General features: G+C 42.0%; 12 protein-coding genes. 2 read left to right on the forward strand and 10 right to left on the reverse strand.

Annotated features, from left to right (window positions below; all coding sequences use genetic code 11):
• Positions 1 to 170 precede the first annotated feature (170 nt).
• Positions 171 to 1,412: a M48 family metallopeptidase gene (locus DDZ16_RS03610; protein WP_109263066.1), complete on the reverse strand. Its 1,242-nt coding sequence runs from the start codon at positions 1,410 to 1,412 to the stop codon at positions 171 to 173.
• Positions 1,413 to 1,810: 398 nt separating this feature from the next.
• A complete protein-coding gene (locus tag DDZ16_RS03615; protein WP_109263067.1) occupies positions 1,811 to 3,085 on the reverse strand; it encodes an LVIVD repeat-containing protein in 1,275 nt (424 codons plus the stop codon).
• A 493-nt stretch (positions 3,086 to 3,578) separates the two neighbouring features.
• Here DDZ16_RS03615 and DDZ16_RS03620 point away from each other — a divergent pair, with 493 nt between their 5' ends.
• Positions 3,579 to 4,160: a porin family protein gene (locus DDZ16_RS03620; RefSeq protein WP_146192191.1), complete on the forward strand. Its 582-nt coding sequence runs from the start codon at positions 3,579 to 3,581 to the stop codon at positions 4,158 to 4,160.
• 179 nt (positions 4,161 to 4,339) lie between these two features.
• Here DDZ16_RS03620 and DDZ16_RS03625 read toward each other — a convergent pair whose 3' ends face one another.
• From DDZ16_RS03625 to DDZ16_RS03670, 8 genes are all read right to left on the reverse strand, one after another.
• Positions 4,340 to 5,011, reverse strand: coding sequence for a transposase (locus DDZ16_RS03625; RefSeq protein WP_109263069.1), 672 nt, complete (start codon positions 5,009 to 5,011; stop codon positions 4,340 to 4,342).
• A gap of 401 nt (positions 5,012 to 5,412) precedes the next feature.
• A complete protein-coding gene (gene lgt / locus DDZ16_RS03630; protein ID WP_109263070.1) occupies positions 5,413 to 6,228 on the reverse strand; it encodes a prolipoprotein diacylglyceryl transferase in 816 nt (271 codons plus the stop codon).
• A gap of 6 nt (positions 6,229 to 6,234) precedes the next feature.
• On the reverse strand, positions 6,235 to 9,555 hold the full coding sequence (gene secA / locus DDZ16_RS03635; RefSeq protein ID WP_109263071.1) for a preprotein translocase subunit SecA: 3,321 nt from the start codon (positions 9,553 to 9,555) through the stop codon (positions 6,235 to 6,237).
• Between the two features lie 173 nt (positions 9,556 to 9,728).
• Entirely contained in the window at positions 9,729 to 10,172 is a 444-nt protein-coding gene (locus tag DDZ16_RS03640) for a hypothetical protein (protein ID WP_146192192.1), read from the reverse strand.
• An 814-nt stretch (positions 10,173 to 10,986) separates the two neighbouring features.
• Complete coding sequence (locus DDZ16_RS03645; RefSeq protein ID WP_109263073.1) at positions 10,987 to 11,985, reverse strand: tRNA dihydrouridine synthase; 999 nt, start codon at positions 11,983 to 11,985, stop codon at positions 10,987 to 10,989.
• 534 nt (positions 11,986 to 12,519) lie between these two features.
• Positions 12,520 to 13,509, reverse strand: coding sequence for an oxygen-dependent tRNA uridine(34) hydroxylase TrhO (trhO, locus tag DDZ16_RS03655; RefSeq protein ID WP_109263075.1), 990 nt, complete (start codon positions 13,507 to 13,509; stop codon positions 12,520 to 12,522).
• Positions 13,510 to 14,037: 528 nt separating this feature from the next.
• Positions 14,038 to 15,270: an MFS transporter gene (locus DDZ16_RS03665; RefSeq protein ID WP_109263077.1), complete on the reverse strand. Its 1,233-nt coding sequence runs from the start codon at positions 15,268 to 15,270 to the stop codon at positions 14,038 to 14,040.
• A 349-nt stretch (positions 15,271 to 15,619) separates the two neighbouring features.
• Positions 15,620 to 16,294, reverse strand: a complete 675-nt coding sequence (locus tag DDZ16_RS03670; RefSeq protein ID WP_109263078.1) for a Crp/Fnr family transcriptional regulator — start codon at positions 16,292 to 16,294, stop codon at positions 15,620 to 15,622.
• Between the two features lie 164 nt (positions 16,295 to 16,458).
• On the opposite strand from DDZ16_RS03670, the gene DDZ16_RS03675 reads away from it, so the two are divergent.
• A complete protein-coding gene (locus DDZ16_RS03675; protein WP_109263268.1) occupies positions 16,459 to 17,337 on the forward strand; it encodes an ATP-binding protein in 879 nt (292 codons plus the stop codon).
• The last annotated feature ends 60 nt before the right edge of the window (positions 17,338 to 17,397 follow it).

Genomic DNA, 17,397 nt, shown 5'->3' on the forward strand with positions numbered 1-17,397 from the left:
AACCAAGACCTTAATCAAACCAAGAGTATAATTCCAAAATATTGATTTATAGCTTTTTGCATAAGTTTAACGGAGTACTGATAGTTGATTAATACAAAAAACCGGGGGCTCACTCAATGTGAAACCCCCGGTTTTTTATTTCCTGTCTTATGACTTTCTTTCTTACCAACTCACCTCTTAGCTTCATCCAGCGCTTCAAGCCTTTTCAGTAACGGTGGATGCGAATAATTAAAGAACACAAACCATGGATGCGGCGTGGGATTGCTCAACGCATTGGCCGAGATCTTTTTCAGTGCCGATTGTAATGCTTCGGGCTTGGCATGCTCACCGGCAAAAGCATCGGCCTGGTACTCGTTTTTACGCGAGAAAATGGTCATACCCAGTCCCAGAATACCACTCACAGGACTATACAAAATACCAAAACCGATGAGTCCGATATGGAACACCGGTTCCTCAACACCCAGAGCCTGGGATAGCGCAGGCTCATTGACAAACCACCCCAACAGAAATAAGGTCAATCCGGTTTGCAACACACCCAAAACGGTGCTCCAGATGATGTGCTTCAGTCTGAAGTGCCCTATCTCATGGGCCAGAACGGCAACAATTTCATCCTTTTCCAGGTCGTTGATCAGAGTATCGAAAAGCACGATGCGTTTGTTTTTGCCAAATCCACTGAAGAACGCGTTGGCTTTGGTGGATCGCTTTGAGCCATCCATCACATAAACGTTGTCCAGAGTAAATCCGGCACGCTTGCTCATGTTTTCAATAGCCGTGCGCAACTCCCCCTCTTCAAGGGGTGTTTGTTTATTAAACAATGGTAAAATCAAAGTTGTATAGAACTTGCTGAAGAAGATCATAAACAACGACAATCCTCCCCATGCATACAGCCAGAACCACTCGCCGGCCACTTGGTAAAACCAAACCACCAGCGCCAGCAACAATCCGCCTATAACGGCTCCGAGCAGCAGACCTTTGATCTGATCCAGCACAAAAACCTTTGGAGTGGTTTTATTGAAACCGAACTTCTCCTCTATCACAAAAGTTTGATAAACTGAAAAGGGCAATCCGATGAGGGATGAGGCAATGCCAATGACTCCAAAGAAGAAGAGCGGCCGCCACAACCAATGGTTAGTTACCTTCATCACAAGATCATCAACAACAGCGAACCCGTTAAACCACAGAAAAACCAATAGCACTACCAGACTGAAGGTGGAAGATATTTTTCCGAAACGATGGTTGACTTTCCGGTACTGCTTCTGCTTTTCAAATTTCTCCTGCGGATAAACATCTGTCAGTCTTTGAGGCACTTTGTGGGCCCAACTTCTGCGATTCATTTCTTCCAGAAGCCATCCCCAAAGGGTATCAATCAATAAGATGGCGATGATGATGTAGAATAAAATTGTATGATCCATTTTTTAATTATCAGTTATCAATGAGCAATTATCAGAAATCAAATATCAGTATTCAGTGATCAGTTCAGTTTTCAGATATATATTGAGGGTGCAAACTTAATTGTAAAGTGGGGTATTACCAAAAGAGAGAGAGGATAAAGCAGATAGTAAAACATGTATGAGCAGGCAGTGAAAAAGAAAGACTCAAAACTACGGCTTAACCTTTCCATGCATGGTGGATTTGATCCACCATAAAGTTTATCAATTTAGGGAGAGTATAACGGGTTCAACAACAAAAAAGGGGAGAGACATGACAGCCAAACCATCACATCTCACCCCAATCTTTCTCATCAACACAATTTCAGGTAATTCAAAAGCGATTTTTATGTTGTTTTAAAACCGGCAGAACCTTAGCTAATTTACCTGTCTCCATAAACCGGCAGGTAACTCAACCTTTTGATATCTTCAGGGTTCGAATAATCGTATTGATAAAGGCCATCCTCCCCTATCATCAGCAATACGTCGCCCAGTGGAATAACATCAAAAGCATCAATATCGGCATAATGAGCAATCATATTATCATCTATGGCGTACGGGTCTTCGGCATTGTAAACTTTCAGTCCGTCATCGCCATCACACACAAAAAGCACCTGGTTATCAACTCCTAGTCCATAAGGCTCTTTCATGGGATACGTTTCCAACAATTCGGGAAACTCCAGATTGGAGATATCGATCACTTCAAGCGAACTCTCAATGGCCCCGCACAGGTTCCCGCCTCTAAGGGTGACATAAGCATAATCGCCTTCCACAACCACCGGATCACAAGCAGTGGCGTGAGTAAACTCAGATATAAACTGAGGATTGGCAGGATTTTGAAGGCTGTAAATAAACATACCACTCTGTGAGCCAATAAACAGCATCTCGTTGTAAGGAAAGAGGGTTTCAATTTGCCAACTGATGGTGATTTTTTTTGAAAACTCGGGGTTGGAATTATTCGACACATCAAACAAGTGAAGGGAAGCATTGTCGATGGCATACAGATAATTATCATAAACCGTAAACCGGGCCATAGAACCACCTGTACCGGTACCTGAAGCACCAACACCACTGTATTTAGCGGCATCCAGGTTAAAAAAACCGGACTCCCAACGGGGAAACGTTACGTAGTTATATTGTTGATCACCTAAAGGTTCTGTTTTCTCAGTCATTTGATACCCGGTTACAATCCCTTTACTCTGATCAATACCACCCAGCATGCCTATTTCATATTCAGGAATGATATAAGGAAAAACACTGGTGTCACGATCGACTTCAGTGATGTTGTTCATATCACTGATATCGATGGTCAGCAAATCGATGTAACTGTCGGCGTACAACTTGTCTCCTTTAATGGCCATATCCACATTACCGGGAATCTCTATAAAAGATACAATCTCGGGATTGGATGGATCAGCATTGTTTACCACATGAATCCCTTTTTGATACTCATTAACAAAGATGTAATCATCCTTGAAATAGATCTTGCCGGGCTGGTGGATTACTTCGGCACTTTTAACATTAAAGGCGGATCTTAATTCTCCATAGGTCATGTAAACCGGAGTGTTTACCCTGTAAGTTTCTTCCACCTGGTCACTACATGAGTAAAAACCAAGCGCAAGGCTCATAAGCATGAAGGTGAATAAAAGGCGTTTCATAAGTATAAGATTTAGATAAGTTTTTGATTTGGAAAATGTATATCAAAGCAATAGACATTTAGATTTTTAGATATAAGATTTAAGATGATTCATTTAATGGATCAAAAACAAATCATTAATACAAAGCCCAATATAAAAGTCTAACAACCTATTGAAAAAGTTATTGATTAGATAAAACAAGTTCAAAATCACGATTAAAAAATTTCTGGTCTTAAGCACATAATTTATCAAGTAGTAAGAACTATAACTATCCAATAAAACTATATCTATGCACTAACACCTATTGTCAAGGGGCTTTGGAGCTGTAATTTCGGTGGAAATAAACTTCATAGTTTTTAGCCCCAAAAACGGTTTTCTATTTATCTGTAAACTTTAACTATCCTCTGAAAACTATTTTATAGATGACAAAAAATCCAAAAGGTTGCGCGGGATTTATACATATATTTACGCAACTGTTTCACAAAAAAACAGTCTACCTAAGAAACAACTCCCTATGAAACGAACAATCACACTTCTATTATTAATGCTTTCTTTTGGGATGTATGCCCAAAATGATCCATCGGTGCCGGGAGATACCGAAGTCTCCAAAACAAATGGCTATATGAACTTCCTTTCATACGGCCAACTAATCGGGTCGGAAAACGATAAGAAAACACACATGCATTCCCTGCATATGGGACACAATTTCCGGGTAAGCAACCGTGTTGCACTGGGGGTAGTTACCGGAATTGACTGGTTCGACATCTCTATGCTGTCGGTGGGGCCTGATGTAAAACTGTTTCTGCCAAAGAAAGGCAGCAGTGGCATTTTCTTAGGTGGTTCCCTGGGACATGGATTCCCTCTGGAAGACCTGAAACTGGAATACATGACCGTCAAAGACACCAAAGGCGGTCCTTATGCAGGCGCCAAAATTGGATATATCTTCCATATCAATGGCAGTTTCAATCTTTTTATGACGGCAGGTTACCGTTATCAGGCTTTTTCAGTTATCCGGGAAGACTGGTGGCTGAGAGAGGTAGAAAGAAGCTTCAAATACAATCGTTTTGAAGTGAGGCTTGGGATGGGATTGTTTTGAGAATAGGTCGGCTTCTCTCAGGAAAAAGGCAAAGCTAGGCGTAAAACTGCCTTTAAAGGGGGGGCTCCAATAAGGTACGGCGGATTCTTTCTGAGGAAAGCGGCAAAGCCGAAGCCGATCCGCCGTTTATACATGGCGGATCGGAATCCGCCATACCTATTACCTCCTCCAAGCCTCAGTCAGTCCATTATTTCTCTATATTCTTCATTTACCCAATTACCCGGCCATTCCTTCCATTCACAGCACAGACCGGCTTTTAAAGGATTGTTTAATGTATAAATTATAGATTTTTGCAAATGGTCTTCATCTCTTATTGTAGTATCAAAACTCTCTTTTTGCCAAAGTCGTCCACTGCGATTTTCCTGCCTATTAATCCTTGCAGCAGAAAATCTCTTTATTGAGTAAAGAACATCCTGCAAATAAACCAATTCCCCAAATCTGTCTTTATCGAAGGCCTCCACTACCCAATGGACATGATTTGGCATCACTAAAATTGCCAGATTCCTGAGTTTCTCATTTTCCCAATAAAGAAGGGAATTTGAAATAATACGTGAGTTTTCAGGCTTTGACAAATCCACTTCAGGATATTTATCATCATCCAGAAAGTCATGCAATGCTTTCATATATTTCTTCCTCATAATGCGGTATTCCTCTTTAAGTAATTGAATCTTGTCTATGTGGGAAATTCCTTTTTTGGCCAACTCCATTTTCTTTTGAAGACTCTCTAATTCAAATGTATATTTTCCTAAAGCATGTCGGGGAGTGGCACTTTGCAAACACCAGGTAATAAAATACGTTTGTCCGGGTGAATGAAAGTGGGGTAGGCGGTGACGGTAATGTTCTTTTTTCATAATTGGATGGGGTTTAGGATAGGAAATATAAGGATTATAGGGGCGATTGCAAAAAGTTCAATTTATTTCTTTTTGGGAAAAATACTAGATATAGAAACTCAACCCCATTTCCTAACCTCAAGGTACGGCGGTTTCCGATCCGCCATGAGAAACAGCTAAGCACGCAGGGATCAGGTATGGTGGATTCTTTGAAATGCAAAGCAGCTAAGCTGAACACTGATCCGCCTAATAAGAACGGCGGCTCGGAATCCGCCGCGCCTAAATTCCCCTTTACACCTATAGAAAGAATCCTTCGTTTCGATAAAAAACAATGGCCAGCTAATTAATAGCCGGCCATTGCCCAAAAATTTATGTCGAAATAATAACCACTGATCATTTGCTTATTGATCGGTGATAATTGATCATTGTTTTTTTATCGGTCCCCGCTTAAGGGCCTTCTGGATGTAATACAATCCGGCAACCACAAAGGGGATGCTTAGTATTTGTCCCATATTCAGGGCCATTCCCTGTTCGAAAGCTTCCTGATTCTCCTTCACAAATTCAATAATGAACCTGGAAGCAAAGATACCAACCAGAAAAATTCCGAATAAAAGTCCCTTCCGCAGGCGTGCATTGGTTTTCCAATACATATACATCAGATATACAAAGGTTATCAGGTAGGCCAAGGCTTCATATATCTGAGTAGGATGGCGGGGCAATTCCGGATCGGGTACCGAAGCTCTCAGGAATTTAAATCCCCATGAAATATCGGTCACATCACCCACAATCTCGGAATTCATTAAGTTTCCCATCCGGATAAAAACAGCCGACAAAGCTACAGGTACCACCAAACGGTCGAGTATCCAGAGCATAGGGCGCCTGGTGACCTTTTTGGAGTACAAATAAATGGCCACCAATATTCCGATGGCACCTCCGTGACTGGCAAGACCGCCATGCCAAACAGCCAGAATTTCGCCGGGGTTTTGTGAGTAGTAGTCCCACCCGTAGAAGAAAACATGGCCAAGGCGGGCACCTACTACGGTAGCGATTACTACATACAGAAACAACTTATCAAGCCATTGCTCCGGCAACTCTTCTCTTTTAAACATCCGCTCAATGATATAATATCCGAGCAAAAATGCCATTGCAAAAAATAACCCGTAATATCTGACTGAGAGAGGCCCTAAAGAAAAAATCTCAGGGTCGGGATTCCACGTGATATAGTTTAATAAAAACATAGACAATTATTTTCCGTGACACTGTTTGTACTTTTTACCACTTCCGCAAGGACAAGGCTCGTTACGGCCAACTTTCTTTTCAACACGCACCGGCTGCACCTTTTGCTTCTCTTTCTGGCCACTTTGCTGCTGGCCTCCTCCGGGAATACCGACACCGGGCAGCTCGTCCTTCTGCATCTTCAATCGCCCCATATCCTGACGCTTGCGCTCCTGAGCCTCTTTCACCTGACTGGCGTCCCGGATAGGAATGTGTGCTTTAGCAAGTGATGCAACAACTTTGCGGTTATTATCATCAATCATCGTCTTAAAGAGATCAAACGATTCGAACTTATAAATCAATAACGGATCTTTTTGTTCGTAAGAAGCATTTTGAACCGCAGTTTTCAGGTCATCCAACTCACGTAAGTGCTCTTTCCACGCTTCATCAATGGTGAGCAACAGCATGGCTTTTGAGAACGATTTAGCCAGATCAGCCCCTTCAGTCTCATAAGCTTTCTTCAGATTGGTTGTAATCTGGTAAACCCGTTGACCATCAGAAATAGGCACAACGATGTTTTCATAAACCTGACCTTTATTTTCATACACGTCTTTAATGACAGGATAAGCCTGACGCGCGATGGTTTCCATGCGACGCTGATAGCCATCCCAAACTTTGGCATGTAATTGGTCAACCAGATCATCTGCTTTGGTCTTCATAAATTCCTCCTGATTAAAAGGAGAATCGGCAGAGAAGGTACGGATCAGCTCGGTTTTGAAACCTTCGAAGTCATTATTTTGCTGATATTCAGTCACAATTCCTTCGCAAGTGTCATCCATCATATTGGATATGTCCACCTGGATACGTTCACCATACAAGGCATGACGACGTTTGGTATAAATCACCTCACGCTGGGAGTTCATCACATCATCATACTCCAGCAGTCGCTTACGAATACCAAAGTTGTTCTCCTCCACTTTCTTCTGGGCACGTTCGATGCTCTTGGTAATCATACTGTGCTGAATCACCTCACCATCTTCGATACCCATACGATCCATGTACTTCACAATACGGTCGGAACCAAACAAGCGCATCAGATTGTCTTCAAGCGACACAAAGAACTGAGAAGAACCCGGGTCACCCTGACGACCGGCACGACCACGCAACTGACGGTCAACCCGGCGGGACTCGTGGCGCTCAGTACCTACAATAGCCAAACCACCGGCTTCTTTAACTTCTTTCGAAAGCTTAATGTCGGTACCACGACCGGCCATGTTGGTAGCAATGGTTACAACGCCCTCCTTACCGGCATCTGCCACCACCTCGGCTTCACGCTGGTGTTGCTTGGCGTTCAAAACATTGTGTTTGATGCCACGGATTTTAAGCATACGGCTTAGTAATTCCGATACTTCCACAGAGGTTGTACCCACCAGTACAGGACGCCCGGCCTTTACAAGACCTGATACTTCCTCTATAACCGCATTGTACTTTTCACGCGTAGTTTTGTAAACAAGATCTTCATGGTCTTTTCTGACAATAGGACGGTTGGTAGGAATAACCACCACATCCAGTTCGTAAATGTCCCATAATTCACCTGCTTCTGTTTCCGCTGTACCGGTCATACCTGCCAGTTTGTTATACATACGGAAATAGTTCTGAAGCGTAATGGTCGCGTAAGTCTGAGTAGAAGCCTCCACTTTAACGCGTTCCTTGGCTTCAATGGCCTGGTGCAAACCATCGGAGTATCGGCGGCCCTCCATAATACGGCCCGTCTGTTCGTCAACGATTTTCACCTTATTGTCCATCACTACATATTCCACATCCTTTTCGAACATGGCATAAGCTTTAAGCAACTGATTGACGGTGTGAACACGTTCGGATTTAACCGAGTAGCTTTGAAGTAATTCGTCTTTCTTAGCTACTTTATCTTCTTCACTAAGCGATTCGTCTTTATCAAGAGTGGCCAACTCAGAGCCGATATCAGGTAACACAAAAAACTGGGCATCGTCACTGCTTCCGGTAACTAAGTCAATACCGTTATCAGTCATCTCTACCGAGTTGGTCTTTTCATCAATAACAAAGTAGAGCGGATCGGTTACCACATGCATGTTCTTATTGTTCTCCTGCATGTAGAAATTCTCTGTCTTCAGCATTTTTGCTTTAATGCCGGGCTCACTCAGAAACTTAATGATGGCCTTATTTTTAGGCAATCCTTTAAAAGCACGTAATAACAGTAACGCCCCTTCATCCTGGGTTTTGGAATCCTCAGACTTCAGCTTCTGCTTAGCTTCTGCAAGAATCTTCGTTACCAGCGCTTTCTGAACTTCAAATAGTTTCTCCACCTTTGGTCTGAACTCCATAAACAACTCATCGGTTCCCTTGTCAGGCACCGGACCTGAGATGATAAGCGGTGTACGGGCATCGTCAATCAAAACAGAGTCGACCTCATCGACGATAGAATAGTTGTGTTTGCGCTGAACCAAATCTTTGGGCGATGTGGCCATATTGTCACGCAAATAATCAAAACCAAACTCATTGTTAGTACCATAGGTGACATCTGCTTTATAGGCAGAACGGCGTTCCTCTGAGTTGGGCTGATGCTTGTCGATACAATCCACACTCAATCCGTGGAACATGAAAAGCGGCCCCATCCATTCGGAGTCACGCTTGGCCAGGTAATCGTTCACTGTTACCAGGTGAACCCCTCTTCCGGTAAGCGCATTGAGGAAAACCGGCAATGTTGCCACAAGCGTTTTACCTTCACCGGTAGCCATCTCAGCAATTTTACCCTGGTGAAGCACTACCCCACCAAAAAGCTGAACATCGTAGTGAATCATGTCCCAGATAATCTCGTTACCCCCGGCCATCCATGAATTGTAGTAAACAGCCTTGTCGCCTTCTATCTCAACAAAGTCATTGGAAGCAGCCAGATCTCGGTCAAAATCTGTAGCCGTTACCTCAATGGTTTCATTTTCTTTAAACCGACGGGCTGTATCTTTAACCACAGCAAAAGCTTCAGGCAAAATATTATCCAGCTCCTTATTAAGTTTTTCGGTAATCTCATCTTCCAGTTTGTCAATCTGGTCGTAGATATCTTCCTTTTCATTGATAGAGAGCTTTTCGGTATCGGCCTTTTGTTTAAGCTCATCAATTTTGGATTGTTGCTCCTTGGTAGCTTCCCTCAAAGTAGCTTTTAACTTGAGGGTTCTGTCCCGCAATTCGTCATTCGACAGTTTCTCTATCTCCGGAGAAACCGATTTTATTTGTTCGACAACAGGGCGCACCAGCTTTTGATCACGCTCATACTTACTGCCAAACATTTTGGTCATTATTTGATTAAAAACAGACATACTAAATAAAGATTATTAGATGTAAGATCTATAGATTATTAGACTCAAGACATTAAGATCTTTAAAATTGAGACCTTAAGAATTTTAGATGTCAGAGGCTGTTTTAACTAACCACTTCATCTTTGGAAATAAAAAGATTACGGACTATTAAGATAAAATAATCCTGCAAAAAATTAAATTTGGAAAGGTCCTGCTCTGATTTCAGCATAAGAAGCAGGATGAAGACTTTTAAAGAAGCTGACATCAAAAGGTTTTATATCTGATATCAGCATTCTACCGGGATTAGTGTAACCAACTACAACCGGAAGTGACAGGAATGAATTATTTTGTGGCAGGGAAGTAAAATCAAGAAGGTCTGAACTTCCCTGAATATTTATGGTAGAATTTTTCTGAACAGGGTTTTCATTGCCCTTTTGCGATGTTTTTGCAGAAACCCTGAATACATAATGCTTTCCGCTGCGATTTAATGTCACAGACTTCTCAACAGGTTCTGCATTAATATTTTTTCGCGACCAATCGGACATATCGGTCCCCGGCTGACAGCTACCTACAGCTACATAAACTGTAAGGGTAACACCCAGCAGAGTTAAACATCCTATTTCCGAATAGTTGCGCACGATAAACATCCTGTTTGTTTCGAAGCGTAAAGATGTTAAAAGTTTTGCAATTTTCGGGGGTTTTCGACGGATTTTAACACAGGCGTTTGGGGTAAATCACAGAAGGCACATAAGGATTTGAACCAGATGAGGCATTTAACCTATATTATTCACAAATAATCTATTCCGATGTCCAACTATCGGCAAAATACAACCGTCCTCAATAAAATGGATTTGAAAATAATTAATACGCTTATTTTTATGGTCGTATTGAACTCGCAAACTTGCTCGTTTCATTATTTCCTACATCCACTTTATCTGCGGTTGATTGTATTTCTTGATATTTGAACATCTCATAACGATAATTCATGAATAAAGCAGGTTAAGGGAATAATAGATCGCCGCTCTGCTGTTTTTCACACTCCCCCTTGTTTGCAACGAGGGGGCGTATCCTTCGTCGTCTGTGACGACACTTCTAATATCAGGAGAGTAAAATTATTTAAACAACTCGTCAAAGACGAGATCCCAAATGCCCCTCGATACAAGCCAGGGGGAGCCGGGGGGAGCGCCGCAACCAACCGCGGAGCGGTGGCAGATAGCTCTGCTCCTTTGGCGCCGAAACTCCGCAGCTTGTTGTGTTATTATTGACAACTTTCTACAACCCGGTCCCCGCTCCGCGGCTTGTTACGTTACCAGTGCCTTACCTCCACAGGTATGGTGGATTCCGATCCACCATCTATTACGGCGGAGCGGAATCCGCCGCGCCTGAGAGGTCATTCAGCCCCTCTCCATGTCCAATGCTCCATGCCATCCCACCTTTCCACCTTCTACCATCCTACCATTCCACCCTCTCCACAACTCTCCTTGCCTCCTCAAAGCCATTCGTCTCCATCAACTCTTTGCGCAACTCAGCAGCACCAGGGAAATCGGAGATGTAAATCTTAAAAAAACGTTTTAAGATAGGGAATGGACGGGTATTGCCCCAGGCTGCTTTATAGAGCTGAAGATGTTTCAAAAGGGTATGGAGTCTCATTGGGATGTCAACCTCAGAGAGAGGAGACATAAACATCCAGGGATTTCTGAAGATGCCGCGACCTATCATCACACCGTCGGTTTTGAAGTTTTTGCAACGCCCGGGAATATCGTCCAACGAAAAAACGTCACCATTACCAATAAGCGGTAAGTCAGGAGCTACTTCATTCCGTATGGCAGAGGCTTTGGCGATTTCGTTCCAGTCGGCTTGCCCTTCTGACATTTGTTTTTGAATCCGGCCATGCAGAATAACACCATCCAAAGGCTGGCGAAACAGGAATTTCATCCAGCGTTCGGTGTCCACTTTTTTGAGACCAATGCGTGTTTTGACGCTGACCGGTAATGAAGTGGCTTCACGGGTTGCTTGAATTATTTCCCCTGCCAGAGGCTCATTATCGATCAATGCTGAGCAACTACCGTGGGCAACAACATTGCGAACAGGGCAACCCATATTGATATCAATACCATCAAAATCGTATTTTTGATCAATAAACTTAACCGCTTCATAATATTTTTCGGGGTTATTGCCCCATATCTGAGCTACAATCTTCACCCCTTTTTCTCTCAGAAGCTCCCTTTCTGTCTCTGAAACCACTAATCTTTGGCCCACATTTTTTCGACCTTCCGGTTGGCAGAGTCCATCGGTAGAGGTAAACTCAGTAAAAATCACATCCAGATTGCCCGGGTGGGTATTATGCAGCACCAATTGGCGGAAGGCTGTATCGGTTACATCTTCCATTGGAGCAAGCATAACCAGAGGACGCTTGGTGGTATTCCAGAAATTAGTATTTGTATTTGGCATATTGTTTTGATCAATTGTCTATTTGAACCACATAAGGCACATAAGGATTTAAACCATATCAATCATTAAAAAAAATATCTCAATTCTTATTAATGAATCACTGTTGTCGGGTAAAAGAATAGGATTTTCTTTTTTGCGCTCAAGCCGCGCTGGCTTTTCCTTTTTTTCTACAGCAAAAAAAAGGAAACAAAAAATGCCGTCGCTTAAATAATCCCGAAATAAGTTTTTATTGCTTTTGGCTTTTTTTGCCAAAAGCTTACAAAACTATAATCGGGAAAAAATCAGAATGTTTTACTAAAATCCGGAAACTCGCTTCGCTCAAACAGTCCGGATTTCTTAACGAAAAACAGTCTGATTTTCTTGACGAGATTTTCTTAATGCGAAATCCAAGCCCTTACAGGAGTCAGTCTTATTAAAAAAATTAACATTCACTAAATTGGCAGCTAATAGAACTATTTTAACCGGACATCAATGTTAATGAATCAGGAAATCCAATTACTCAGCCTTAATCTCAGTCTTGGCTTTAATCTTAACCTAAATTTCAGTCTCAACCTTAACCTCAACCTTACCTTCCGCAGTACTATCTTTCTCCTGTGCAAATTTGTGGTAACAATCATCACTGCAACAGCCTTCATATTTCTCAGCACATACATCGCACTGAATAACGAGTTTGTGACAGGGATCATAAGTGCAGTTGGTGTGATGGTCGCAAGGGTTACCACATTGGTGACAATGGCTGATAATATCCTCAGTAATTCGCTCTCCAAGTCTGTCATCAAATACAAAGTTCTTTCCAATGAATTGAGATGGCAGTCCTGCCTTTTTTATCTCATGTGAATAGGCAATCACTCCGCCGTGTAGCTGGTTAACATCCGAAAACCCATGGTGGCGCATCCATGCGCTGGCCTTTTCGCAACGAACGCCTCCGGTGCAGTAAAGCAATATTTTCTTGTCTTTTTGATTCTGAAGTTGATCAACTACTATTTCCACCTCCTCACGAAAAGTACTTACATCGGGACAAATGGCCTTTTGAAAATGCCCCACCTCACTCTCGTAACTGTTCCGCATATCTACCACTATCACATCATCCTGCTGCGCCATATCATGAAATTCCATTGGAGATAATCGCGTGCCCACATTGGTGACATCAAACACCTCATCTTTCAATCCGTCTGCTACAATTTTGGGGCGTACCTTTACCACCAATTTCAGAAATGACAGACCATCATCTTCTACAGCCCACTTCATTGGCATATTTTTCATACCGGGTACTGTTTCCAAATGGGTTATAAAATCATCAGCAAAGTGTTCGGGAACACTCATCTGAGCATTAATGCCTTCATGTGCAATATAAACACGTCCGTAGCATTGCATATGGTCCCAGTACAGGTAGAGCTCATCCCTCAATTCCTGAGGGTTTTCAATCTTGACATATCTGTAAAAAGAAACAGTACATCGCTGAAATTTCTCTGCCGAGAGTCTTGCTTTTAGCTCGGATGGTCCTAAACGGTTATGTAAAAACATTTTCTATCTTTTTGCGCTAAGCCTGCATTTTTCTTTATACAAGCAAAATAGTTTTTGGCAAAGATAGTTGTTTGATTTTTTCGGACAAAGTCATCCGCTATTAAAAGAATTGCTCTCAACCGGAGGGATTTGAAAGGCTTAAGTTTATTTTTGCGTGTTTTTGGGGATCGAACCTTACCAATGGAAGATCAGGCGCGGCGGATTCTTTCTGGGAAAGCGGCAGAGCCGAAGCCAATCCGCCGTTTTACCTCTGGTGGCGGATCGGAATCCGCCAGACCTAATTCGGTACTACCTTTTCAGGAGGACCAATGATGCCCTTTTTACTTTAATATGGTGACTTTGTCCTTGCAAGGTCTTGCACTATGTAATGTCTAAAGGCAAAAACGCATTTTTAAACTACAGCCATTTAAAATTCTAACTTGTCCTGCAGAAAAACCTTTTTTTTTGAAGACTAAGTATGGATTGAAATCCATCAGGAAAGTCTTGCTTATGGCGAATAACCAATTTCGGGTTAAAAACTAAAGTTCATCATTTCCGGCAATCAATCTTGTATATGAAATAAATAGAACAAAGAGAGAAGAAAATAAAAAGCCCGACAAAAAGACTAAAACCAAACTGATCAATAATCCATCCTCCCACCAACGGGAATATCACCGGTAGAACATTTCCTCCACCGGATATTCCGGCGTACAAAGCCCGGTTTTCTCTACCCGAAACCTCGAGCAACAACCCGTTCATCGTAATATTGTAGAGGGCAAAAACAATACCGCCAATAAGGAATACATACTGAAGCATAAAGGCATTATTACTAAAAAGGGTAAATACAGCCATGAAAACCGAAAGCAACACATTACCATAAAGCAGAAAATTATACTTTACCCGGTTGGCTCCAAAAGCAATCAAAACACTAACCAAAACGATCCCTATCACTTTAAACACCAGAAAATTCCCTGTATCTGCAGCTTCAGTCCCCAGTATATCCTTTCCATACAGTATTACAAAAGGCAAAAAAGCCACGGCTATTCCCTGACTGTTAACAAACCCCATAAAATAAGGCAAACTTTTATTCTCCTTTATTTCTTTCCGCATCAATCTGAAAAAATCACCGGAATTTCTGATCTTTAAAGAAGAAGCCAATTCTTCCTTCAACCGCCAAAAGCCCAAAGACGCCAACAAAAGAAAAAATCCCCCTGCCATGAACAGGTATGCATAGTTAACCGGGTAACTTTCAAAAGCAAGAACTTTTCTGGCCATAAAAGCAGAAATCAATACAATACCGCCCGAAAGAATTTGCCGGGTCGAAAAGAATGTCTTTCGTTTTTTTTCAAGGACCGACTTCCCTATAATGTCCATATAGCTTACATTGGCAAAAGCCCCACCCAGAGCAAATATAGAGATAAACAGAAATATCATCCACAAGACGATGCCTGCATCGCTGGCCTGCATAAAAAAGATAATACCTCCCAGGGCAAGAATGGAGAGTATCCGGGAATTGATCCCCAGTAAAAGAAATTTTTTCTTGTAAGGTTTATTACTGATATAGGGGGCAAAAAACAACTGAGCTACACGCACTCCTCCCAATAATATCGCAGTCATAATCCCCACATGGAATGAAGTTCCTCCCGACTCAATCAGCATTGCCGGCAATACCGTATCCACATCCATAAAGTTCTTGGCAAATGCCAGGAGGGATGCATGCCATAAGAAGGCATAAAAATTTCGTTGGGAGGTTTTGGGCGATAATTCCGTTCTATTTTGCATGGTGTTTTAACATTGCTAATCTGAATTTTGTTTCTTTCTCAAGTCAATATATCATCTCCCGCAAGCCTGGTAAAAAAAGTCAAACGCAGAAATGGAAAGACCCAACAAATTTTATTACCCCGGCACTGCAATCAACCATAACAACACACAAAAAACTCTTTACCCAATATTTGTGAAATTATTACGGGATTATAAATCTCCAAAACCTGCGCAAGAATAAGCGCACCCCCTCTAACCTTCACCTTCTAACCTCTAACTTCCAATCTCTAATTTCTAAAATCAAACCTATAAAAAAATCCACCGATCACACCCTCTTCCAATGCACACCATAACAATCAAATACATCGCCCTAATCAAAAGCATCTTCAAGAAGCCCCTCCCGGTTCAGAATTTTAATTTTCCGACCGCTGGCTTTGATCAACCCCTGATGATGAAAATCTCTTAGAGTACGACTCAGCGAAGGACGAGCCACTCCAAACAATTCGGCGAGTTCTTCCTGAGTGCGCATCAACTGAATTTCTCCGGTTTGCTTTTGCTGACGATCAAGCTCCATTAAATAGTGCGCCAGCTTTCCTTTAAGTGTTTTAAATGATAAAAAACGTAGTTTACCCGATATAAACTGCGCTCTGTTTGAGACCGCATTCATAAAATTGGTCAGAAACGTTTCACTTGTTTGCATCAGAAACACCACAGATTGTTTAGGGATAATTAGTAATTCGGTAGATTCGTTGGCACTTATAGTCACAGGGAACCGGTTATTCTTACCAAAAAGAAAGGCCACTGCCAAAGGACGAGGAGCCGGAATATCCTCAATTTTCAACACCCGACCGGAATAATCAACCATTTCTCCTTTTACGCTTCCCTTTACAACAATCATTAATGAACGGCATTCATCGCCACCCGAAGCAATTAGATCGCCTTTATCATACTTTCGCGTCTGAAAAACAATCTTAGCAAACAGATTTTCAATTTGCTCTTCTTTCAGCCCTGCAAATAATGGTGATTTTGATAGAATAGTCTCCATGGTTTCTCTCTAAAAAATAGTCTTTGTTCAAAGCTCCTCTTCTCCTACTGAGAAATATCCAGGAAAAAATACAAAAAAATTTCTCAAATGTAACAATTGTTACAAAACAAGGAGACAAAAGTCCTTTAATTTGTCATCAGATAAAACTAACAAAAACAAAGATCATGATAAGAGAAGTCGTAAAAATAGATGAAGAGTTGTGTGACGGATGTGGTAATTGCATACCAAATTGCCACGAAGGAGCCTTACAGATGATTGACGGGAAAGCACGACTTATTAGTGACCTTCTATGCGACGGACTTGGTGCCTGCATCGGTCATTGCCCTCAGGGAGCCATTACAATTGAGAAGCGGGAAGCAGAGCCATACGATGAGGTAAAAGCCATCCAACTCATTATCCCCAAAGGAAAAAACACAGTTGTTGCCCATTTAAAGCATTTAAGAGACCATAATGAAACGGGCTATATGAAAGAGGCCATTGAATATATGAGAGCCAATAAAGAAACACTGCCATTCGATTTGAATGAAGTAATTCGTGAAATGCACAAACCAAAAATTGGAGTAATGAATCATGCCCACGCAGGAGGTTGCCCCGGATCTCAAAGCAGAACCATCCAGCCTGAACCACAAAAACCAACCAGTGAAGCTACACAGGATGTTCCCTCTCAACTTCGTCAATGGCCGGTTCAGATGCATCTTATAAATCCTGCTGCCGGTTATTTTAAAAACAGTGACATGGTTTTGGCCGCAGATTGTGTGGCCTTTGCAATGGGCGATTTTCATAGCAAATTACTAAAAGGAAAAACTTTAGGTATTGCTTGTCCAAAGCTTGACAACGGCATGGAAATCTACATGGAGAAAATCATCCGATTGATTGATGAAGCCCAAATAAACACGCTTACCGTGGTAATGATGGAAGTTCCTTGTTGCGGTGGATTACTACAGATTGCCCAACGAGCCTCGAGTATGGCTTCCAGAAAGGTACCCATCAAAAAGCTTGTAATTTCTGTAGCAGGAGAAACATTAAGTGAGGAGTGGGTTTAAACAATGACAGGTGACCAATAATCATCAATCAGTTTACGAATCTTTAAATCACTAAACGTT

The sequence above is a fragment of the Marinilabilia rubra genome (genome assembly GCF_003121985.1).
In the GTDB taxonomy this organism is placed as follows: Bacteria; Bacteroidota; Bacteroidia; order Bacteroidales; family Marinilabiliaceae; genus Marinilabilia; species Marinilabilia rubra.

Bases quoted from the DNA above. Each gene is read 5' to 3' on its own strand.
- lgt (WP_109263070.1), bottom strand. From the start codon at position 6,228: ATGTTTTTATTAAACTATATCACGTGGAATCCCGACCCTGAGATTTTT.
- DDZ16_RS03615 (WP_109263067.1), bottom strand. From the start codon at position 3,085: ATGAAACGCCTTTTATTCACCTTCATGCTTATGAGCCTTGCGCTTGGT.
- DDZ16_RS03665 (WP_109263077.1), bottom strand. From the start codon at position 15,270: ATGCAAAATAGAACGGAATTATCGCCCAAAACCTCCCAACGAAATTTT.
- DDZ16_RS03625 (WP_109263069.1), bottom strand. From the start codon at position 5,011: ATGAAAAAAGAACATTACCGTCACCGCCTACCCCACTTTCATTCACCC.
- DDZ16_RS03670 (WP_109263078.1), bottom strand. From the start codon at position 16,294: ATGGAGACTATTCTATCAAAATCACCATTATTTGCAGGGCTGAAAGAA.
- secA (WP_109263071.1), bottom strand. From the start codon at position 9,555: ATGTCTGTTTTTAATCAAATAATGACCAAAATGTTTGGCAGTAAGTAT.
- DDZ16_RS03645 (WP_109263073.1), bottom strand. From the start codon at position 11,985: ATGCCAAATACAAATACTAATTTCTGGAATACCACCAAGCGTCCTCTG.
- DDZ16_RS03675 (WP_109263268.1), top strand. From the start codon at position 16,459: ATGATAAGAGAAGTCGTAAAAATAGATGAAGAGTTGTGTGACGGATGT.
- trhO (WP_109263075.1), bottom strand. From the start codon at position 13,509: ATGTTTTTACATAACCGTTTAGGACCATCCGAGCTAAAAGCAAGACTC.
- DDZ16_RS03620 (WP_146192191.1), top strand. From the start codon at position 3,579: ATGAAACGAACAATCACACTTCTATTATTAATGCTTTCTTTTGGGATG.
- DDZ16_RS03610 (WP_109263066.1), bottom strand. From the start codon at position 1,412: ATGGATCATACAATTTTATTCTACATCATCATCGCCATCTTATTGATT.